Raw genomic sequence first — 16,503 nt, forward strand, 5'->3', positions numbered from 1 at the left:
GAGACGCCAGAACACGGCCTCTGCGGACAGGTGGAGGACGTAGTCCCAGAAGGTGCGCTCTGTCAGGCGCGGGATGTCTTCCGGGCTGATCCCGTACTCGCGGCGGAGGTCCGCGACGACCGCGCCCCAGTGCTCGTAGACCGCGGCTTCGAGGCGGCTCGGCGAGCGGCCCGGTTCTGCGGCACCGCGCGCGCCACCGCTTTTCCCGGGTCGTCGCTGGTGACGATCTCGTACGCCTCGCTGAAGGTCATGTCCCGGCCGGAGCCCTGCGCCATGCCCCACATGAGGAGCGTCAGGAATCCGATCGCGCCGAGCCCGGCCTCGACGAGCTGGTCGTAGATGTCCGGGCCGAACAGCATGCCGACCAGCTCGGCGACGTCGTCCTCCGAGGACGACGCGGAGAGCTGCTCCGCGCGGTGCTGGAAGCCGAACGGCAAGTCCACCGGGACCGGGACCGCCACGCCCTCGACGTCGACGGTCTCGCGCTCCAGGTGCTGGCGCTTGAACGCCTCCCACGACTGGCTCACGAGATCACCGCCGTGGTGCTCGCGCCGGAGCGGGTGAACGTCGCCGACCAACTGACCTTGTCGTTGTTGCCGCCGCCCTGGTCGCCCAAGTTGACGTGGGCGTTCCACACCTCCCAGTTGGTGTCCGCGGGGGCGTGGAACCGGATCTTGATGAGGGAGGCGTCGCCGAGAAGCTCGTTGACGACCGCTACGCGGGTCTGGCCGGCGTCGGTCGGGTCGTGGAAGCCCTCCAGGGTGAGCGTCTTACCCTTCTGCATTTTCTGCGACTCGGCGTTGCCGTCGCTGCCGAACGTGGTGGTGTCGGTGGTCTCCTCCTCGTGACTCTTCGAGAACGTGTTGATGTTGCCGATCTCGACCCAGGTGGCCGGGGTCGCCGATTCGATCTCGAACACGCAGTCCCTCGCGTTGTACTTCGCCATGGGGCGCTCCTTCGGGCATGGGTGAGAGCCCGTACGCGCGTGACGCCGGGCAGGGGGGAGAGGGGGGGGTTACACGCGGTGCGTGGTCACGGCGCGGACCTCCGTGCGGAAGTTGCAGACGTGCTCGTGACGGCCGGACTCGTCGGCCGCCAGATACGCGGGCGCGGCCTGAATGGCGATGCACGACAGGAGCTCGGTGCCGTCCGGCAGGGTGACCGGGCCGAGGCCATGGAGTTCGTCCCGGATCGCCGCGCAGCGCTGCCGGGAGGTGCGCGGGTCGGTCCCGCCGCGCACCCGGACCTGAACAGATGGCTCGTCATAGCCCAGCTTGGAGTCCGACTCGGGGCCGCCGTAGATCGTCAGCACGACCGCCGCGTCGGGTCCGGACGGCATGGTCTCGATGAACGTGTCGCCGGTGACGCCGGTCTCGTCGTACGAGAGGAGCCCGCGGGCCTCCAGGTGCCGGGCGAGGCCGTCGAGGAGGTCAGCCACTTAGCCACCTCCTGAGCGGCACCGCCATGAGCCGGAGTACCACGTCCCGCTCGCTGTTCATGGCGTTCTCCAGGTACTTCGCCGTCCGGCCCGGGAGGTGCTTCCAGGTCAGTTCCTCGTGCTGGCGGCGGGCGTACACGGTGTCGTACAAGATGGCCCCGTTGAGGCCGTCTCGGTCGATCCGGCCGGAGCGTTCGAGGGTTCCCTCCTCCAGCGGTACGTGCCGGTTGGAGACGCCGAGGACGTGCTCCAGGCCGCGCTGGAGGCCCTCCTCCGCGAGACGCTGCCCGCGGCTGGTGCGGAACCGCCGCACCTCGCCGGGCCGGAACCTCGTGTACTGCGTCATCTGAGCTGCACCTCCAGATGATCGGGCACGGGCAGGCCCGCCCCGTCGTGGCGGAGCGCGGCGATGACGACCGTGGTGTCCTCGTCGGGCAGGGTGACGCGGGACTCGGGCGCGATCGCCGGCCCGTCCAGCCGGGTCCGGAACGTCGAGGTGGACGTCACCTCGGCGCCGTCCTGGTCCCGTACCGTGCGGGTCTGTTGCTCCAGCAGCCCCCGCACCTCCACCGGCGCGCCGTACCTCGGGCCGTACGCCGACGACCCGAGATACGGCTCCACCACCACCGTGTGCCGCAGCAGGAACCCCGGCATCTTCACGTCCACACCACCTCGTCCAGCGCGAGACCCTCCAGGATCTCGACGGCCTCCGCCGTCAGGGCGGTGTCGTCCGGGACCGGGACGGGCACCGACTCGGCCGGGCGGGAGAACGACAGGCCGCCCGCGCTGACCGACGTCCACGGGCTCGCCGCCGGATCGTCCCCGCCGGCCGCCGCCGCATCCCGGTCGACCCACCGCTCCACCTGGACGCACGTCGCATCCCGGAAGCCCTCGCGGATGTCCGGGTCGGACGGGTAGCCGGAGGCGTCCACGTCGTACAGGGCCGCCCGCATCCGGCGGTCCACCAGCCGGGAGGCCCGCGCCAGGAGCCGGGCAGCGCCCGCCGGGGCGGGCTCGCCGGTGAACGCCGCCAGCTCCTCCGGAGTGGCGTAGACGCGGGCCACCGGTCAGCCCTCCGCCGGCGCGGCCGGCTCCTCGGCGGCCGCTGGCTTCGCGGTCCGCTTCGTGACCCGGACCGGCTGCGCCTCGACGGCCGCCGCCTCCTCGGCCGGCTGCGGCTCGTCGGCGGGCGCCGACTCCTCCACCACCGTCCACGCTTCGGACGCGGCCAGCGTCTTGTCCCGGCGGGAGTCCGGGACGGTCTGCTCACGCTCACCCGAGGTGTGCTCGTACAGCGGCATCAGGCGTTGTCCTTCCGGGTGTAGCGCTCGGCGAGCTCGTCACGCGTGGCCGCCTCGGCGTCCTCACGCGCCGTGCCCTGGCTCACCGCGTAGTCCACCCACGCCGACTTGGACGCCGACCGCGCGGGCGGCTCCGCCTGGACCTCGGTCACCGGGACGAGGCCATCACCGTCCGGGTCGGCCATCACGGGCGGCGCGCCGATCCCGGGCGCCACCACGTACGGGCCGTGGGGGTTGGCCAGGCCGGCGTTCGACGGCGGGACGTCGCCCGGCCGCGGGTCGACCGCCGCGTCCCGCAGCGGGGCGGGCGGGGTGACGTCCTGGACGAACCGCGGGTCGGGCACGTCGGTGACGCGGGCGGCCGGCGGGGTGTCGGTGTAGGTCTGACCGTCGACCTTGTACCCGGCGCCCTGGCAGTAGGAGATGACGGCGGGGTTGTCGGTCTCGGCTACGCCGTCCTGGAAGTGGACGCCGGCCGGGCCGGGCCCGGTGTACGTCGGGTCGGGGCTCTCGATGCGTGCCATGGTCAGTGCCCCTCTCAGGCGCTCTTGATGTTCCGGAAGACCCCGGCCGCCTTGGTCGCCTTCAGGACGACGGCCAGGGGCCCCATTTCGACCTCGCCGGTCTTGACGGCACCGGCGCGGGCAAAGTCGGGGAGCCACGTCTCGACGAGCGGCCCGTTCACGGACGCGCCGTGGAAACCATCGAGCCCGTAGCGGACCGCGTACAGGTCCCCGAGGTTGGTGATGTTGCCGCCGGCGCCGCCCGCGTCGGTGTCGCGGGTCACGAGCGGGATCACGTCGTTGTTGCTGCCCGCCTTCGTCTTCAGGTCGACGAGGTCGATCCCGTTGTAGCGGAGGATCGGGCGGCCGAACGCGTCCTCACTCTTCTCGTACTGGTCCGTCCACACGGCGAGGCTCTTGAACAGGGCGAGTGTCTTGCGGTTGCCGTAGATGACGTCCGGGGTGTCGTCGAGGGTGGCGAGCCACGAGTCGATGTGACGCATTGCGGCGAGCGCGGCGGCCTTGTCGGCGACGGTCGTCCAGTCGACGTAGCCGGTGGAGACACCGTTGGCCAGCGGCAGGTATTCGGTGGTCGTGCCGGTCAAAATCTTGCTGAGGCCGTCGAAACCGTTCGAGTCGACGGCGGTGTCCCCGTTGATCACCGCGTCGGCGAACTTCGCCCTGGCAGCCTTGATCTTTTGGGACATGTTCAGCGCGACGACACCCGACGCGGCCGGCCCGAGCCGGGACACGACGCGGTCCACCTGGAACGAGCCACCCAGGGGCTTCAGGTCGACGGTGTACCGCTGCGTCGTGACCTCGGTCGGCGTGTACTCGGAGTTGATCGCGCGGAAGTCCGCGGACACCTGCGTGATCAGGCGCCGGTATCCGTAGGTGAGGGTGTCGCCGCCGGTCGGGCTGACGACGTCGTCGAACGTCATCCGGTTCAGGATGTCGCTGGACTTGGCGAACTCGTCGATGACCTGGACGTCGACGTCATCCGTCGCGTTCAGCTTCGCCTCCGCAAGGGTGACGGGCATGTGGTGCTCCTAGGGGTCAGCCGCCGAGCTTGGCGGCGATGGCTGCGTGCAGAGAGGTGGGGCGCTGCTGGGTGCCGGGCCCGCCGGCGAAGTCGCCCCCGCCCCGCCGCGGCGCCTGGCCCGTGCGGAGCTTCGGGTTCGCGTCGAGGGCCTCCGTGATGGCGGCCTCGACTTCCCTGGTGAACGCCTCGGGCTTCGAGACGTCAATGTTGTCGATCTTGTCGCAGAACGAGCGGGAGTCGAGCAGCGCATCAGCGTCCGCGCCGAGTCGGTGGGCGGTCTTGTAGACGTGCAGCTCGATGGCGGCAGAGGCCGCCTGCTCCTGCGCCGCGGTCAGGGCGCTCTGCGACTGGGTGAGCTGGTGGGTGAGCTCCTCCGCGGTCGGCGGCTTGTCGCCCTCCACGCCGAGGGCCTTGCTGATCGTGGTGAGCAGCTCGGCGCGCGCTTCGTTGGCGGCGTTCGCCTTCGCGGTGGTGCGTTCCTTGCCTGCTTCCGCGCGGGCGTCCCGGATGGCCCTGGCGACGTCGGGCGGCAGAGAGTCGACCTTGCCGTCCCACTGGAACCCGGTCCACGGATCCGATCCGGACGCCGGTCCGGGCTGTCCGGACTGCTGTCCGCCCTGGCCAGCGCCGCCCGCTCCGGACTGTCCGGCCCCGTCACCGGCCGCGCCGCTGCCGGATCCGGATCCGCCGCCGTCCCCTCCGTCGGCGTAGACGATGGGGGAGAAAGGGCCGTGACCGTAGGGGTGCGCCCAGCCGGCGCCGTCGAGACGCTGACGGGCAAGGGTGTGCTTGTGCATGCTGCGCCCTCCAGGGGCAACGAAGGGCCCGCGCCAGGCGGGCCGGGGTGGGAACTCGGTCAGCGGACCGGGGGCAGTTTGCGGCGGTCGTTCTCGCGTCGTAGGGCGCTCGCTACGTCGTAGAGCAGGCTCCTGTCGGTCCTGCTCATCGGCGTGCCGTTCGCCTCCGCGGCCTTCGCCAGGGCGACCACGAGCTGTAGGTTCCGGTTCACCTTCTCGTCGCTCATGCGACGTAGGCGCATGCCGTCAACGCCCTCGTTGCGCGTCCCCATCATGAAAGAGCCCTGGCGGGCTCCCTGGTTCAGCTTCCGGACCTCGTCCATGCCCTTCCGGACCGCTTCGTGTCGACGCTCGATCTCTCGCCGGACCGCTTCGTGTCGCAGATCGTCCGCCCGCGTGCGACCAGTGCTGGTGCTGCTGCCCGGCCGGAACGCTTCCTCATAGGCTTGGAGCTGGCCCATGTCCATCTTGGCCGTCTGCTGCGTGGTCGCAGCGAGTTGCCGCTCCTCAGCCTCCGAGAAGCCGGACCCGGCTTCCTGAGAGGGCCCCTCATCCGTGGCACGCGCGGGGGAGGCTGGCTGCGGATCGGGCTTGCGCCCGGGTTTCGCCGCGGTGCTCGTGCCCGTTCCCTCCGCCTTGCCGCGTCCTGCTGCGGCGAGTTGCTTGAACGCCTTCGCCCCGTGCTTCTTCCGCCCGATCCACGCCGCGAGGGCCTCGGGGTCGCGGGCGCCTTCCTTGGCGAGCTTGTTCACAAACGCCTTTCCCATGGGGCTCCTCCCGTCGGTTCAGCGGGCCGTGCCGATCTGCTCACGCTGCGGCTTGCGGCGGAGGTGCGGGTGCGCGGCAACGTGCTCGCGCTGCCGCGCCTGCCAGGCGCGCACCTTCGCGTTCGCGCGGCGCCGGGCCTGCTCGTCCATGGCCACCGATGCCGTCCGCTTCCAGCGGCGGATGTGCCGCTCGATCGCACGCTGACGCTGCGTGTCCTCGTACGACGTGCCCGGTGTGGCGTGGTGCGGCGGCCGGGTCGTCACCCCCGGCAGGTACGCGGCCAGGGAGTGGCGGCAGTTCGGATGGAACAGGCCGGCTGCGCGGGCCTCGGTGAGGCTGCCGGCGACGTGCACAGCCACCGTGACGGGCGGCCGGAACACGGCCGCCAGGCCGGTCGGTTGGATCGTGTGCTCGGCCCGGATCGTGTGCGGCCCCGACTGGGCGCCGAGGGTGAGCACCTCCCCCTCCCACGGGCGGCAGAGCGGGCACTCCAGCGGCGCGTCCGACACGATGACCAGCCCCACGCGGATCTCCGCGAGCGCGTCGATGTGCCCCTCTACGGCCGCGCGGGCGGTGACGCTGCGAACGGCCATCTCCGCGTAGGCCGCGAGCTCCCACGACCGGCTGGCGGAGTCGACGAACCCGGTGACGCCCCGGGCGGCGAACTGGTCCAGCGCCCGCTGGGATGCCTGGCGGCGGGTGAGGCCGCCGAGCAGCACCGACGACGACGCCCGCGCGACCACCGACCGGTAGACGTCCAGCACCGCGCGAGTGATCCGTACGTACAGCGGCCGGGTGTCCTCGACGAACGACGCCGCGAGCCGGTCGACCGCGGGCGCGCCGGGGAGGACCCGCCGGGCCTGGAGCTCCCGGCCGACGTCCAGCGCGCCCAGCTCGGCGACCGCCGCCTGCCGGCCGCGCCCGTACGCCTCCGCGAGCGCCTCCGCAAGGGCGCCGTTCACGTCGGTCTGGAGGGCGTCGGTGATCTGCTCGACTGCGGCGCGGAGGTCCCCGATCGACCGCAACTTGATCTCGGCCCAGAGGGGAGAGTCGATGCCCTGCTCCAGCGCGGCCCGCAGCCGGTCGAGGATGGCCAGCTCGGCGTCCTCGTACAGCATCGTCACCGCCCGGGCCAGATCCTCGGCCATGGCGGGGGAGACCGGCATCAGACCGCCTCCCTACCGCCCTGCCCGAACCCGGGCGCCCCGGGCCCCTCAGCGCCGGTCATCGCCGGGTCGGCGACAAGCTGACCGGTCTCCTTCAGAATGCGTTCGGTCTCCTCGCGGACGGCCGTGTCGTCCCAGTCCGGCCACCGCAGGCGCACCTTCGTCTCCGTCGACACCGCTTGCGCGCGGGCGAGGAGCTCGATGGTCTCGGCGACACTCTTCGGGTCCTCGCTGACGGAGTCCCCGAACTCGATCTGCGGGCGCTGCGGTTCCACCCTGGACAAGCCCAAGGCCCGGTCCAGCTCCAGCACCGCATAGGCAAGATCCGCAAGAGCCGGTTTCTGGTACCCGGCTTTCTGGTCCCGCGTGATCATGCTTTTCCGCTCACGGGCAACCACCTCGGTCGCTGTGACGGCCGTCGCGTCGCCGAGCCCGAACGACTGCGCCGAGTACCCGCACGCCTGAACGGCCTGCCGGGTCAGCGCGTTCCACGTCTGCTCGTGCTGCTCGACGCGGATCTCGAACTGGTTCAGCGTCAGGCCCTCGCCGAGGGTCGGCGGGGCCTTGATGCCGTGCCAGACCTCCCGATCGTCGTCGAAGAACGCGCCCTCCCCCGGCCCGAGGTTGGTCAGAAACCCCTCCGGGGCGATGATCCGCGACTTCGCCAGGCGGATGTCCCGCATCCACGACGTGTACGTCTGGTCCAGGCTCATGAAGTGGTCACGCACGCCGTCCGACTGCCAGTCGGAGCGGCCGAGCATCGAGCCGCGCCACTTCCGGTTGGGCCTGATGTTCGGGATGTAGACCGCGGTCAGCCCCTTGATACCGGTGGTGATCATGTCGCCGGGGCCGTCCGTGTCGAGCGACTCGGCGATCGGCTCCAGCTCGGCAGCCTCGCTCAGCGGGATGCGGCTCCCGAGGTTGCCGGGGGTTCCCTGGTAGAGGCCGTGCAGAACCCGCCCCGGCTCGTGCCGCTCCAGGTGACGGACGACGATCGCCCCGTCGTTCTGCACCTCCCGCCACAGGGTGACGCCGGTCAGGATGCCGTACGAGAAGTCCGGCAGCGCGCCGTCGGCGTGCGCGGCGGTGATGAGCGGGCGGGACGCCAGGTCGAGGTTCCACGTCGCGCGCAGCACCGACCCGCCGAGCGCCGACGTGACCTCGGCGGCCTCCCGGAGCACGTTGTGGAGCCCGCCCTCCTCGGCGATCTCTTCCCACCGCGTCTGCGTCTCGGCGCTCTCGAACGTCAGCGTGGGCGGTTCGGAGTACAGCAGCGCGGCCGACGTGGCAGCGATGTCCTCGGCGAGGGGAACGTGCAGCCGGCCGTCCCGCATGCCGAGTGGCTTCGGGCGCTCCCAGAACCTCCAGGCACGGCCGTTCTCGTCGCGCCGGCCGGCCGGGGAGCCGTACACGCGGGCGAGCTTCTTGCGGTCGCCGCTGTACCAGGCGTCCTCGATGGCCATGTCGGCGAGCTGGTCGGCGTACTGCTTCGGCGGCCAGGGCGTGTTGTTCTCAGGCAGAGGCATCGGGCTTGGCCTCCTGCATCCTCGCGTCCATCTCGTTCGCCGTAGCCCGCAGCGCGGACGCGATGTCCGTGAGCGTGAGTGTTGCCGTGCCGTCCCGTTCGACCGAGACGACCACCTCGCCGATCTGGGTTTCCGCCCCGTTGCCGACGCGGAGGTAGACGGGGATGCCCAGGGTTGCGGCCATCAGGCGGCCACCTCCTCGTAGTCGATGAGCCCGCGCCACTCGTGCGCGGTGGAGTGCAGGGCGTACCGCAAGGCGTCCGCCGAGTGGTCGTCCATCTTCAGCGGCTTGTCCTCGCCGCGCTCGGCGGCCTTCTCGTCCCACGCGTAGCCGGGGAGTTCGCCGAGGAGCCCGGTGCAGGAGCGGTGGATCCGTAGCAGTCCGGAGCCGAGCGCCACGGATACGGAGCGGATGCCGTCGAGGACGTCGTTCACGGCCGGCGCGATGCCCGGGACGCGCTCGGTCCAGAGCTGGTTCATGAAGCTGGCGGCCGACGGATCAACGAAGATCCATTCTGGGCGGACGCCGCGCGCCGCGCCTTGCTCGCCCGGCCGGCGGACCCCCGCGAGCCACTGCCGCACGCCATGGCTGTATTCGGCGTCCGTGAGCTGGCGGAGCGCCGTCTTCGAGTCGTGCCGGTACTCGGACACGGCGTACAGGTGCCGGTCCTCGCCCTCGCCGATCAGGACGGCGGAGAACGGGTTGACGGTGCCGTAGTCGATGCCCACGCACGTCCAGCGCCGCATGTACGGCAGGAGGTCCACGACGTGGCGGTCCTCGTCGAACATGTCGTAGACGGCCCCGGACGCGAGGCACCACTCGCCGAGGATGAACCGCCGGTACCAGAGCCCGGTGTATTGGGCTTTCAGGCGGCGGACGAACCCGGGGTCAAGGGACGGATTGTCGTCGAGGGTGAAGTGCCAGTTGACCAGGCCCACGTCGGCGCCGCGGAGGATGAAGTCTTTCCGCAGCCAGTGGAACGGGCCGTCCGGGTTCGTCGTGGCCAGCAGCCGGGACGCCGAGCCGACGCGGAGCCGGGACAGGAGCATCATCCAGAACGAGTGCGGGACGAGGGTCGCCTCGTCCACGTACGCCAGGGCGATGGTGGCGCCTCGGATACGGCCCTCCGCGCGGGCGTCGCTCGCGCCGACGAGGTGCACCGTGCGGCCGAGGATGGTCGCGGTGGTGGACCCGGTGGTGTGGTGGACGTGCGCGGAGAGCGGCCCGAACAGGTGCCGGGACTGCAACGGATCGATGAGGTTGCGCTCGACCGTCTGGAGGGTCCTGCCCACCACGACGATCAGCCCGTGGTCCGGGGCGACTGTCAGCGCGATCAGGAACGCGAGGAGACTGGCGATGGTCTTGCCGGACGACACCGCCCCCGACCACAGGGCCAGGGGCGCGTCACGCGACTCGACTACCGAAGCGATCTGCTTCCGCGACAGGGGCAATGGGACGTCACGAAGCATCACCGTCCCCCTCGTTCATGGCGTTGTACGCGGCGGTGAGGCCGGCGGCGAGCTGGCCGAGCATGCTCTTGGCCTCGTCGACGCCATTACCGGTGTCGAGCGCTTCGAGCTTGGCGGCCTGGCTGGAGGCAGCGGAGGACGCTTGGATGAGGTTGCGGACGTCCTGGGTGGGAAGATCGGCGGCCTTGTACCGGACGACCTTCCCGAGGCTGACCTCGGTCATGTTGTGCTCGGTGCGGTCGAGCCGGTCGAGGATTTTCTCGGCCTGGTCCAGGTAGCGCTGGACCAGGATCGCCCGGCGGGCCTTGGAGTCGATGACGCGGGCCTGAGTGGCGACTGCGGTCATGGTGCGGTCGAAGGTCAAGCGGAGGTCTTCGGCGATGAGCGACACCGTGCGGGGTGACCGATTGATGCGGCGGGCGATCTCGTTGCGGCCGAGGCCCTCGCCGTGCAGGCGGCGTACTTCGTCGCGGTCCTCGTCGGTGACGGGGCGAGGCGCGGCCATGGTCACCTCCGGCATGACGAAGGCCCCGCACGTGGCGGGGCCTTGGTGTCTGCGTCCGGGCATGCCGGATCTGCGCCCATGATGGGGCATGATCGCACCGAACGCAACTACGGCTGTAGTGCAGGGTCAGGACACGTCGCCGCGGACCCCGTCACCGATCAGCCCGTCGGTGTACGTCACGTACGCCGGGGTGAACGCGCCCGCCCCGGTCACCGCGCCGGTGACCTTCTCCCCGGGCGCCAGGTCCACCGTGCCGATCTGCTGCTCCTCGACGCCCAGCTCGGACTCGTGCTTGCCGCCGCCCGTGTCGGTGATCGTGAAGTAGAGCGGGTTGATGCCGATCGTCTTCTGGCCGCGGTTGGTGACCGTGACGAGCACGCTCGTGTAGGCGCCGCCGCGGTGGAGCACGCTCGGCGTGAACGTGGTCTTCTTGGCGGTCACCGTCACCGGCGCCGCGGCCGGCCGGGTGCTGGCCTTCCCGTCGGGCGCGGGCGGGCGTACCGCTACTGGGTCGCGTCGCCCGGTGTCCGTGTCGGTGTCGCCGACGAGGAGCCCGAGGACGACGAGGACGGCAACCACGGACCCGAGGGTGATGGCGACGATCGCGCCCGCGCTGAGGCTCCTCTTGGGGGGCTGTGGGGGCGGGTACGGGGCGCCCCAACCGGGCTGCTGCGGGGGCGGGTAGGGCTGGTTCACGGCGTCTCCCCGTGGGTGGTGGTGGCTGTGGTGTGGGGGAGGGTGACCGTACCGCCAGGGCGCGTGCGGGCGTGCGGGGTTCGGGTGATCTGTGGCCGGACAGTGTCCCGCCCCGTCGGGCGCTGTTCCGGCGGGGCGGGTTCGAGCAGCCGCGCAGCAGCCAGCAGCGCGGGTAGGGACGGTTTCCACGGTACGGCGGGGGTCGGACATGCGGGGGCCCCGCCGCGTCGGGGGGACGCGCGGCGGGGCCGGTCTCGGGGGAGCGTCAGCGTTGCTTCGGGGCGCCCGGGACGGGCTTGGGCGTGCTCGGGTAGTGCCCGCCGCGCGAGGCCGAGTAGGTGGTCTCGTGGCCCTTCAGGCGGGGGTCGTCGGCGGCGGGCTTGGGCTGCTTCAGGGGTGCCATGATGGCGTCCTCGTCTCGTGATCGGGATGGGACCGGGGCGGCCGGTAGCTGCCAGGCGGCGGCCGCCCCGGGGTGCTAATGGGCGCGAATGGTCTCGTGCCGGTGCGCCTAGGCGGGGTCATGCACGACGGTGCCCGCATGGCCGATGGCCTCTACACGCAACCTCTCCCCGGGAGGTGGTGCGGCGTCGTTGTTGGCGTTGGTGTTGGCTCCTGACCTGCAACAACAACCATCGGCGTCCGCGTCGGTGGCGGAGGGGGGAGGGGCCGGGATGTCGTCCTTGTGGACGCCGGGCCCGTTGCCCGCGGGCGTACGGACACCCTCGCGGACGCGGATGTCGGCCGCGTGCAGGAGGTTGCGGACGTTCCGGGTGTCGGGGAGGTCGGCGGCTTTCTGGATCTGGGTGAGGAGCACGCCGGACGTTCCGCCGTCGGAGAGGGCCCGCAGGTGATCGGTGATGTCCACGGGCTCTGTCGGCTCGTTCTCGGGCGGGCCCTGGCGGCGACGGCCGCGCCACGCGCGGGCCCGCTGGGTGCCGACCGTGCCGAGTGCGCCGAGAACGACGTACGCGACCCAGGGGAAGGCGGTCACGATCCCCCACACAGCCAGCAGCGCGACGGCAGCCAGGATGAGGCGGGCGGTCCGCTCGCTCAGTCCCCCGGGCGGCTCCGGCTCGGCGGTCTGGTCGGTCTGGGTCATCCGAACACCTCGGTGAACGCGCTGCCAGCGAGGTTCACCCCGCTGCCGAGCGGGATGGCCGCGACACCGGCGACGCTGCCGGACAGGGCCATGAGGATCCCGGCCAGGCACCCGAACAGGATCTTGGTGGATGACGTGCGGGGGCCCCAGTAGAGGAAGGCCGCCAGCGCGAGGGTGATCAGGAAGACGATCACGTACCCGCCGGGCGTCAGGGCGAGTTGCTGGGCGCGGGTGACGTCGGGCGCGGTGCCGCCGACTCCCCACACCAGCCCCACGTAGCCGGCCAGGTTGCCTGCCCAGAGGGCGACCCAGGTTGTGACGCCGAGGAGCGACCAGGCGCCGAGCGCGGCCAGGGCGAGCAGCATCCCGTAGAGCATGGAGAGCACGAACGGTACGAGGGCGCCGAACCGGCGCTTCTCGCGGAGGTGCCAGCGGATCAGGAAGACGACCACGATGCCGACGCCGATGGCGACGCCGCCGAGGTTGATGGCCATGTACGGCATGAAGAGGTCCCTACAGGTGGAAGAGGCCGACGACGGCGGCCGTGGCAGCGGTGATGAACGCGACGGTGCGCACAGTGGGCAGCACGTACGCGTGGCGCGCGGTGGGCGGCGCCAGGGCGACGAGGGCGAGGCCGGCGAGCATGGCGACCACACCGAAGGCGATGACGGCGAGGGCGGCCATCAGCCGGCCAGCTTCGCGAGACGGATGTACCGGTCGACGGTCGCTGGCTTGGCGTTGGCGTCGGCCCGGGTCCGGACGTAGCGGAGGACGGCGTCCGGATCCGTGGTGCCAGAGTCCAGGGCGGTCCGGACTGCGTCCTTGACGGTCATGGGCTTGGCGATCGGGGACGGCTGCTCGTCGTCCGGGCGGTCCGGGTCGTCCGTGGACCGGTCCGGACCGGTGTCCGGGGCGGTCCGGACCCCGGCCCGGATCTCCATGCGCTCCAGGTGTCGGAGCTGGGCGGCGAGCGCGAGGCGCGCCCCGATGCCGCTTTGCCGCTGGACGAGCCACGCGCGGGTGCGCGGGTCGAGTGGCCGGGCGGTGAAGGCGAGGACGAGGCTCCACAGGCCCTTGGCGATACCGGAGATGACGGCGCCGGCGATCCCGACACGGAGGGAGTCGGCCATCTGCCCGTGGACGCACACGGCGGCCATGTCGAGGGCGAGGGCGACGTGCCCGGCACGGCGGGGGCCGCGGGCGCGGTCCGGCTCGTAGCGGGCGAGCCACTCCAGTGCCATGCACGTGACCCAGGCGAGGCTGCACGTCACGGCGGCGGTGTACGCGATGGGGGCGTACACGGCGCGGGCGAGGAGGTCGCCGATCGAGGCGGTGGACCAGACGATGCACGCGCCGAGGATCACGGTCACGGCGGCGGTGACGGTGGTCAGAACGATGTGGTCCCAGTCCCGGGGCGGGATGGGGATCCGCTCGGTGTACTCCTCGGGGACCAGTTCGGTGATTCCGTCGATGGTGTGGGGGACCCAGCGGTGATGAGTCTCGGTGCGGTAGCGCACGGTGCTGCTCCTCCGGGAGCGGATGTGGTGGCCGGGCCCCGGTGGGGGTGGTCCGGGGCCCGGCCGGTCGGGTGGTCAGTCGAGGAGTTCGTCGTCGGTGATGGCGCCGGGGCCGGTCATCCGGTGGACGATGACCCGATCAGCGGTTACGACCACGGTTTCGACGGCGTCTCCGTCGCGCCGGCTGGTGACGAACCCGCCGCGGAGCTGCTCCGGCTGCTCTTCGTCCATGGGTCAGCCCTGCTGGTCGAGGCGGTCGCGGACGTCTTCGGCGTCGTCGTAGTCGGCGCGGCAGGCGGCGACGGTCGCGGGCTCCTCGAACAGGCGCGACGGCTGCGGCGTGGTGACGGTGTGCTGGGTCGCCTCGGGGGCGTCGTGCTCGGGCGCCATCACAGGCTCCGGGCGACGGCACGGAGGCGGATGGCGTACTCGCCACGGGTCTCGCCCCGGCGGGGGGCGGGCATGGAGAGAAGGAGGGCGCCGCGGAGGGCGTTCACGCGGGGCTGGTCGCTGATCCCCTCGGTGGCGATGTCGACGTGCTGCCAGGCGTGGTGGCTGGCGAGCCAGGTGAGGGTCTGCTCGTCGACGTCGGTCCAGGCGTGGTGCTGGGTGAGGTAGGTGGCGATGCCGGTGAGGAGCCGGGGCAGCTCGCTGGCGTTGGCCTGTGCGCGGCGGAGGGCTTCATCCGCCTGGGTGAGGTAGGTACGCTCTGCCATGGTCATCACTCCTGGTAGCAGCAGGGTGGTGGCTGGCCCCGGCCATGTGGCGTTGCGAGCGCCGGCCGGGGCCACTTTGCGTTGCAGGCTCCACCGTAGGGAACCTGCTTTACAGTGTCAACAAGGTTAGGCAGGATGGGACCCATGCCGGACAAGGAAGAGTCGGGCCAGACGGAAGGGAGCAGGCTGGTGAACCTGTCGCAGCTAGCCTCTGAGCTGGGCGTCACCCGGCAGTGGCTGCACAAGCTCCGGACGACCGACCCCCAGTTCCCCCCGTCGCGGCGGCAGCCCGGCAGTACCCGCGAGGTCTGGGACCTGAGCGAGGCGCGCGCCTACTACGAGGGGCGGGAGCTGCGCCCCGGGGCGCGCACGGACCTGCACGGCCCGCCCGCCGAGTAGCCCGCGCACGCCCGTGCCCCCGCCCGTGTGGGTGGGGGCACGCTGCTGTCCGGACCCCGTCCGGATGCGTCCGGATTGGTCCGGATCGACGATGGGCCCATGGCCGGACCGCCCGTGATCGTCTACCCGCCGTCGCCGACGGGCGGCCGGCGGGTGCGCGCCGACGGGGAGATCCTCGGCCTGGCCCACTCGCTCCGGGATGTCGTCGAGTTCCTCCGCCGCGCCGGGCTCGACCTGGACGAGGACGAGGCGGCCGAGTCACCGCTGATCGAGTGGCGGGGCGGCGGCCCGTGGCTGTGGCCCGAGCCGCCGGCCGGACCTACGCGGCGGTGAGCTCCCCGCCGACGGTCCAGCGGGAGCGGCACCCGCCGCACGCTGCTGCTCCGCCGCGCATGGTGACCTGCCCGCCGCAGCGCGGGCACGGCAGGGCGAGGGTGAGTTCCGCGTGCGCGCCGCGGTCGAGGGCCTGCTCGGCGCGCCACAGGGCGGTGCGCACGCTGGCCCGGATGGTGTCGTGGTCGGCGGTGTTGAGGAGCCGGAACGGCCCTGGCGCGCCCTCCACCCGCGCGACGAGCCAGTCGACGGCGGTCTCCAGGGGGAGGGCGGCGCCGATGGGCCAGCGGCGGGGGTCGGCGGCGTCCCGGGCGGCGGCCGCGCGCCGGCGGGCGGCCTTGGCCGGCGGGAGGGTGATGCCGTGGGGCTCGGCGACCATGGGGGCGACCTGGATCCGGGAGGCGATGACGTCGGCGGTGTCGCGCATGTCGGTGGTGATGGCGCGCATGGTCTCGTACACGTCGAGGCGGATGGGGATGGGGCGTTCGCCGATCTGGGCCGGGTCGCGCTCCAGTGCCCGCAGCGACAGGGCGGGCTCGGGCTGCTCGTCGGTGGCGAGGTGGTGGCGGATTCCGGTGCCGTACCAGGCGCGGGCGGTGGGGGCGCCGAGGGTGTCGGTGAGGTCGTGCCAGCGGAGGGTGAGGAGGTGGAGGGCGGCGCGTGTGGTGGTCATCGTGGCTCCGGTGGTGGGGCGGTACGGTGATCGCACCGGGTGGGGCGCGCCATGGTCCTGGGGAGGTCTGGGCGCGCCCCTTCGTCGTGCTCAGGCCAGATCGGTTTGGATCAACCGGTGCAGCCAAGCCGCGTCCTCGGGCGCGACGTGCTGCCCGGCCGTCGGCTGCACGATCAGGTACACGGGCTGGCCGTCGCTGTCTCGCTCGTCACCGACGCGGACACCCCAAGCGCAGCGTGACGGGCTGCCGTGTCCGTCGATGCAGTGCAGGCATGGGAGGTCGGCCTCGATCTCGGTTGACACGTTGTCGAGCCACACGATCTGGGTGGCGCCTCCGTGGCCGTGTACGGCCTCCGCGTCGGCGAAGCGGTCCCAGTGCACGGCGCTGGGGCGTTCGCCGCGCCAGCGGACATCGGCGCTGCCGTCGGGCCACAGGACACCATCGGCTACGCGTCCGGTACCGGAGACGCCCGTGACGTCGGTGTGACGCTGGAGGTAAAAGCGGCGCGGCAGGTACGACATGGTCATTTCCCCTTGGTCTGGTTGATGCG

At 71.8% G+C, this 16,503-nt stretch carries 29 protein-coding genes; 2 read left to right on the forward strand and 27 right to left on the reverse strand.

Features of this window, described 5'->3' with window-relative positions:
• Window positions 1-62: 62 nt before the first annotated feature.
• The 25 genes from ACF068_RS14505 to ACF068_RS14625 all read right to left on the reverse strand — a co-directional run bounded on the left by ACF068_RS14505 (window position 63) and on the right by ACF068_RS14625 (window position 14,547).
• Window positions 63-527: a hypothetical protein gene (locus ACF068_RS14505; RefSeq protein ID WP_392274559.1), complete on the reverse strand. Its 465-nt coding sequence runs from the start codon at window positions 525-527 to the stop codon at window positions 63-65.
• Window positions 524-946 (reverse strand): phage tail tube protein, encoded by a 423-nt coding sequence (locus tag ACF068_RS14510; RefSeq protein WP_392274560.1) that lies wholly within the window; start codon window positions 944-946, stop codon window positions 524-526. Before ACF068_RS14510 ends, ACF068_RS14505 begins: the two co-directional genes overlap by 4 nt.
• Before the next feature lie 69 nt (window positions 947-1,015).
• A complete protein-coding gene (locus ACF068_RS14515; protein WP_392274561.1) occupies window positions 1,016-1,438 on the reverse strand; it encodes a minor capsid protein in 423 nt (140 codons plus the stop codon).
• A complete protein-coding gene (locus ACF068_RS14520) occupies window positions 1,431-1,784 on the reverse strand; it encodes a minor capsid protein (RefSeq protein WP_392274562.1) in 354 nt (117 codons plus the stop codon). Before ACF068_RS14520 ends, ACF068_RS14515 begins: the two co-directional genes overlap by 8 nt.
• Window positions 1,781-2,092 carry a hypothetical protein gene (locus tag ACF068_RS14525; RefSeq protein WP_392274869.1) on the reverse strand — a complete coding sequence of 104 codons (312 nt, stop codon included), beginning with the start codon at window positions 2,090-2,092 and terminating at the stop codon, window positions 1,781-1,783. The genes ACF068_RS14520 and ACF068_RS14525 overlap by 4 nt, the downstream gene beginning before the upstream one ends.
• A gap of 2 nt (window positions 2,093-2,094) precedes the next feature.
• Complete coding sequence (locus ACF068_RS14530) at window positions 2,095-2,502, reverse strand: hypothetical protein (protein WP_392274563.1); 408 nt, start codon at window positions 2,500-2,502, stop codon at window positions 2,095-2,097.
• A 3-nt stretch (window positions 2,503-2,505) separates the two neighbouring features.
• The gene (locus ACF068_RS14535) at window positions 2,506-2,739 is read right to left on the reverse strand and encodes a hypothetical protein (protein ID WP_392274564.1); all 234 of its coding nucleotides are present in this window, start codon (window positions 2,737-2,739) and stop codon (window positions 2,506-2,508) included.
• Window positions 2,739-3,263 (reverse strand): hypothetical protein, encoded by a 525-nt coding sequence (locus tag ACF068_RS14540; protein ID WP_392274565.1) that lies wholly within the window; start codon window positions 3,261-3,263, stop codon window positions 2,739-2,741. The genes ACF068_RS14535 and ACF068_RS14540 overlap by 1 nt, the downstream gene beginning before the upstream one ends.
• Window positions 3,264-3,277: 14 nt before the next feature.
• The gene (locus ACF068_RS14545; RefSeq protein WP_392274566.1) at window positions 3,278-4,282 is read right to left on the reverse strand and encodes a major capsid protein; all 1,005 of its coding nucleotides are present in this window, start codon (window positions 4,280-4,282) and stop codon (window positions 3,278-3,280) included.
• Between the two features lie 16 nt (window positions 4,283-4,298).
• The gene (locus ACF068_RS14550) at window positions 4,299-5,081 is read right to left on the reverse strand and encodes a hypothetical protein (protein ID WP_392274567.1); all 783 of its coding nucleotides are present in this window, start codon (window positions 5,079-5,081) and stop codon (window positions 4,299-4,301) included.
• A gap of 59 nt (window positions 5,082-5,140) precedes the next feature.
• Window positions 5,141-5,833, reverse strand: coding sequence for a hypothetical protein (locus tag ACF068_RS14555; RefSeq protein ID WP_392274568.1), 693 nt, complete (start codon window positions 5,831-5,833; stop codon window positions 5,141-5,143).
• Window positions 5,834-5,866: 33 nt separating this feature from the next.
• The gene (locus tag ACF068_RS14560) at window positions 5,867-7,015 is read right to left on the reverse strand and encodes a phage minor capsid protein (RefSeq protein ID WP_392274569.1); all 1,149 of its coding nucleotides are present in this window, start codon (window positions 7,013-7,015) and stop codon (window positions 5,867-5,869) included.
• Window positions 7,015-8,541: a phage capsid protein gene (locus ACF068_RS14565; protein ID WP_392274570.1), complete on the reverse strand. Its 1,527-nt coding sequence runs from the start codon at window positions 8,539-8,541 to the stop codon at window positions 7,015-7,017. Before ACF068_RS14565 ends, ACF068_RS14560 begins: the two co-directional genes overlap by 1 nt.
• Window positions 8,528-8,725 carry a hypothetical protein gene (locus tag ACF068_RS14570; protein ID WP_392274571.1) on the reverse strand — a complete coding sequence of 66 codons (198 nt, stop codon included), beginning with the start codon at window positions 8,723-8,725 and terminating at the stop codon, window positions 8,528-8,530. The genes ACF068_RS14565 and ACF068_RS14570 overlap by 14 nt, the downstream gene beginning before the upstream one ends.
• Window positions 8,725-10,011, reverse strand: coding sequence for a PBSX family phage terminase large subunit (locus tag ACF068_RS14575; RefSeq protein ID WP_392274572.1), 1,287 nt, complete (start codon window positions 10,009-10,011; stop codon window positions 8,725-8,727). Before ACF068_RS14575 ends, ACF068_RS14570 begins: the two co-directional genes overlap by 1 nt.
• Window positions 10,001-10,516, reverse strand: coding sequence for a helix-turn-helix domain-containing protein (locus ACF068_RS14580; protein WP_392274573.1), 516 nt, complete (start codon window positions 10,514-10,516; stop codon window positions 10,001-10,003). The genes ACF068_RS14575 and ACF068_RS14580 overlap by 11 nt, the downstream gene beginning before the upstream one ends.
• Window positions 10,517-10,642: 126 nt before the next feature.
• Window positions 10,643-11,212, reverse strand: coding sequence for a DUF4352 domain-containing protein (locus ACF068_RS14585; protein WP_392274574.1), 570 nt, complete (start codon window positions 11,210-11,212; stop codon window positions 10,643-10,645).
• 265 nt (window positions 11,213-11,477) lie between these two features.
• Window positions 11,478-11,615 carry a hypothetical protein gene (locus ACF068_RS14590; protein WP_392274575.1) on the reverse strand — a complete coding sequence of 46 codons (138 nt, stop codon included), beginning with the start codon at window positions 11,613-11,615 and terminating at the stop codon, window positions 11,478-11,480.
• A 108-nt stretch (window positions 11,616-11,723) separates the two neighbouring features.
• The gene (locus tag ACF068_RS14595; protein WP_392274576.1) at window positions 11,724-12,314 is read right to left on the reverse strand and encodes a hypothetical protein; all 591 of its coding nucleotides are present in this window, start codon (window positions 12,312-12,314) and stop codon (window positions 11,724-11,726) included.
• A complete protein-coding gene (locus tag ACF068_RS14600; RefSeq protein WP_392274577.1) occupies window positions 12,311-12,817 on the reverse strand; it encodes a hypothetical protein in 507 nt (168 codons plus the stop codon). The genes ACF068_RS14595 and ACF068_RS14600 overlap by 4 nt, the downstream gene beginning before the upstream one ends.
• 10 nt (window positions 12,818-12,827) lie before the next feature.
• Window positions 12,828-12,998, reverse strand: coding sequence for a hypothetical protein (locus tag ACF068_RS14605; protein WP_392274578.1), 171 nt, complete (start codon window positions 12,996-12,998; stop codon window positions 12,828-12,830).
• Window positions 12,998-13,831, reverse strand: coding sequence for a protein transporter Sec31 (locus ACF068_RS14610; RefSeq protein WP_392274579.1), 834 nt, complete (start codon window positions 13,829-13,831; stop codon window positions 12,998-13,000). The genes ACF068_RS14605 and ACF068_RS14610 overlap by 1 nt, the downstream gene beginning before the upstream one ends.
• A 75-nt stretch (window positions 13,832-13,906) precedes the next feature.
• Window positions 13,907-14,062 carry a hypothetical protein gene (locus tag ACF068_RS14615; protein ID WP_392274580.1) on the reverse strand — a complete coding sequence of 52 codons (156 nt, stop codon included), beginning with the start codon at window positions 14,060-14,062 and terminating at the stop codon, window positions 13,907-13,909.
• Window positions 14,063-14,065: 3 nt separating this feature from the next.
• Window positions 14,066-14,221 (reverse strand): hypothetical protein, encoded by a 156-nt coding sequence (locus ACF068_RS14620; RefSeq protein WP_392274581.1) that lies wholly within the window; start codon window positions 14,219-14,221, stop codon window positions 14,066-14,068.
• Entirely contained in the window at window positions 14,221-14,547 is a 327-nt protein-coding gene (locus tag ACF068_RS14625; protein ID WP_392274582.1) for a hypothetical protein, read from the reverse strand. Before ACF068_RS14625 ends, ACF068_RS14620 begins: the two co-directional genes overlap by 1 nt.
• A 144-nt stretch (window positions 14,548-14,691) precedes the next feature.
• Here ACF068_RS14625 and ACF068_RS14630 point away from each other — a divergent pair, with 144 nt between their 5' ends.
• Window positions 14,692-14,946 carry a hypothetical protein gene (locus ACF068_RS14630; protein ID WP_392274583.1) on the forward strand — a complete coding sequence of 85 codons (255 nt, stop codon included), beginning with the start codon at window positions 14,692-14,694 and terminating at the stop codon, window positions 14,944-14,946.
• Window positions 14,947-15,045: 99 nt separating this feature from the next.
• The gene (locus tag ACF068_RS14635) at window positions 15,046-15,279 is read left to right on the forward strand and encodes a hypothetical protein (protein ID WP_392274584.1); all 234 of its coding nucleotides are present in this window, start codon (window positions 15,046-15,048) and stop codon (window positions 15,277-15,279) included.
• On the opposite strand, the gene ACF068_RS14640 is transcribed toward ACF068_RS14635, so the two are convergent.
• Both ACF068_RS14640 and ACF068_RS14645 read right to left on the reverse strand, forming a co-directional pair.
• A complete protein-coding gene (locus ACF068_RS14640; RefSeq protein ID WP_392274585.1) occupies window positions 15,266-15,952 on the reverse strand; it encodes a hypothetical protein in 687 nt (228 codons plus the stop codon). The genes ACF068_RS14635 and ACF068_RS14640 overlap by 14 nt on opposite strands.
• Before the next feature lie 90 nt (window positions 15,953-16,042).
• Window positions 16,043-16,474: a hypothetical protein gene (locus tag ACF068_RS14645; RefSeq protein WP_392274586.1), complete on the reverse strand. Its 432-nt coding sequence runs from the start codon at window positions 16,472-16,474 to the stop codon at window positions 16,043-16,045.
• Window positions 16,475-16,503 lie beyond the last annotated feature (29 nt).

Source organism: Streptomyces sp. NPDC016309, assembly GCF_043077235.1.
Taxonomy (GTDB): domain Bacteria; phylum Actinomycetota; class Actinomycetes; order Streptomycetales; family Streptomycetaceae; genus Streptomyces.

Excerpts from the sequence above, each read along its gene's own strand:
- ACF068_RS14635 (WP_392274584.1), top strand. The coding sequence starts at position 15,046 with ATGGCCGGACCGCCCGTGATCGTCTACCCGCCGTCGCCGACGGGCGGC.
- ACF068_RS14545 (WP_392274566.1), bottom strand. The coding sequence starts at position 4,282 with ATGCCCGTCACCCTTGCGGAGGCGAAGCTGAACGCGACGGATGACGTC.
- ACF068_RS14630 (WP_392274583.1), top strand. The coding sequence starts at position 14,692 with ATGCCGGACAAGGAAGAGTCGGGCCAGACGGAAGGGAGCAGGCTGGTG.
- ACF068_RS14575 (WP_392274572.1), bottom strand. The coding sequence starts at position 10,011 with ATGCTTCGTGACGTCCCATTGCCCCTGTCGCGGAAGCAGATCGCTTCG.
- ACF068_RS14510 (WP_392274560.1), bottom strand. The coding sequence starts at position 946 with ATGGCGAAGTACAACGCGAGGGACTGCGTGTTCGAGATCGAATCGGCG.
- ACF068_RS14580 (WP_392274573.1), bottom strand. The coding sequence starts at position 10,516 with ATGGCCGCGCCTCGCCCCGTCACCGACGAGGACCGCGACGAAGTACGC.
- ACF068_RS14600 (WP_392274577.1), bottom strand. The coding sequence starts at position 12,817 with ATGCCGTACATGGCCATCAACCTCGGCGGCGTCGCCATCGGCGTCGGC.
- ACF068_RS14595 (WP_392274576.1), bottom strand. The coding sequence starts at position 12,314 with ATGACCCAGACCGACCAGACCGCCGAGCCGGAGCCGCCCGGGGGACTG.
- ACF068_RS14535 (WP_392274564.1), bottom strand. The coding sequence starts at position 2,739 with ATGCCGCTGTACGAGCACACCTCGGGTGAGCGTGAGCAGACCGTCCCG.
- ACF068_RS14615 (WP_392274580.1), bottom strand. The coding sequence starts at position 14,062 with ATGGACGAAGAGCAGCCGGAGCAGCTCCGCGGCGGGTTCGTCACCAGC.
- ACF068_RS14620 (WP_392274581.1), bottom strand. The coding sequence starts at position 14,221 with ATGGCGCCCGAGCACGACGCCCCCGAGGCGACCCAGCACACCGTCACC.
- ACF068_RS14560 (WP_392274569.1), bottom strand. The coding sequence starts at position 7,015 with ATGCCGGTCTCCCCCGCCATGGCCGAGGATCTGGCCCGGGCGGTGACG.
- ACF068_RS14540 (WP_392274565.1), bottom strand. The coding sequence starts at position 3,263 with ATGGCACGCATCGAGAGCCCCGACCCGACGTACACCGGGCCCGGCCCG.
- ACF068_RS14525 (WP_392274869.1), bottom strand. The coding sequence starts at position 2,092 with ATGCCGGGGTTCCTGCTGCGGCACACGGTGGTGGTGGAGCCGTATCTC.
- ACF068_RS14645 (WP_392274586.1), bottom strand. The coding sequence starts at position 16,474 with ATGTCGTACCTGCCGCGCCGCTTTTACCTCCAGCGTCACACCGACGTC.
- ACF068_RS14550 (WP_392274567.1), bottom strand. The coding sequence starts at position 5,081 with ATGCACAAGCACACCCTTGCCCGTCAGCGTCTCGACGGCGCCGGCTGG.
- ACF068_RS14640 (WP_392274585.1), bottom strand. The coding sequence starts at position 15,952 with ATGACCACCACACGCGCCGCCCTCCACCTCCTCACCCTCCGCTGGCAC.
- ACF068_RS14565 (WP_392274570.1), bottom strand. The coding sequence starts at position 8,541 with ATGCCTCTGCCTGAGAACAACACGCCCTGGCCGCCGAAGCAGTACGCC.
- ACF068_RS14520 (WP_392274562.1), bottom strand. The coding sequence starts at position 1,784 with ATGACGCAGTACACGAGGTTCCGGCCCGGCGAGGTGCGGCGGTTCCGC.
- ACF068_RS14625 (WP_392274582.1), bottom strand. The coding sequence starts at position 14,547 with ATGGCAGAGCGTACCTACCTCACCCAGGCGGATGAAGCCCTCCGCCGC.
- ACF068_RS14570 (WP_392274571.1), bottom strand. The coding sequence starts at position 8,725 with ATGGCCGCAACCCTGGGCATCCCCGTCTACCTCCGCGTCGGCAACGGG.
- ACF068_RS14605 (WP_392274578.1), bottom strand. The coding sequence starts at position 12,998 with ATGGCCGCCCTCGCCGTCATCGCCTTCGGTGTGGTCGCCATGCTCGCC.
- ACF068_RS14590 (WP_392274575.1), bottom strand. The coding sequence starts at position 11,615 with ATGGCACCCCTGAAGCAGCCCAAGCCCGCCGCCGACGACCCCCGCCTG.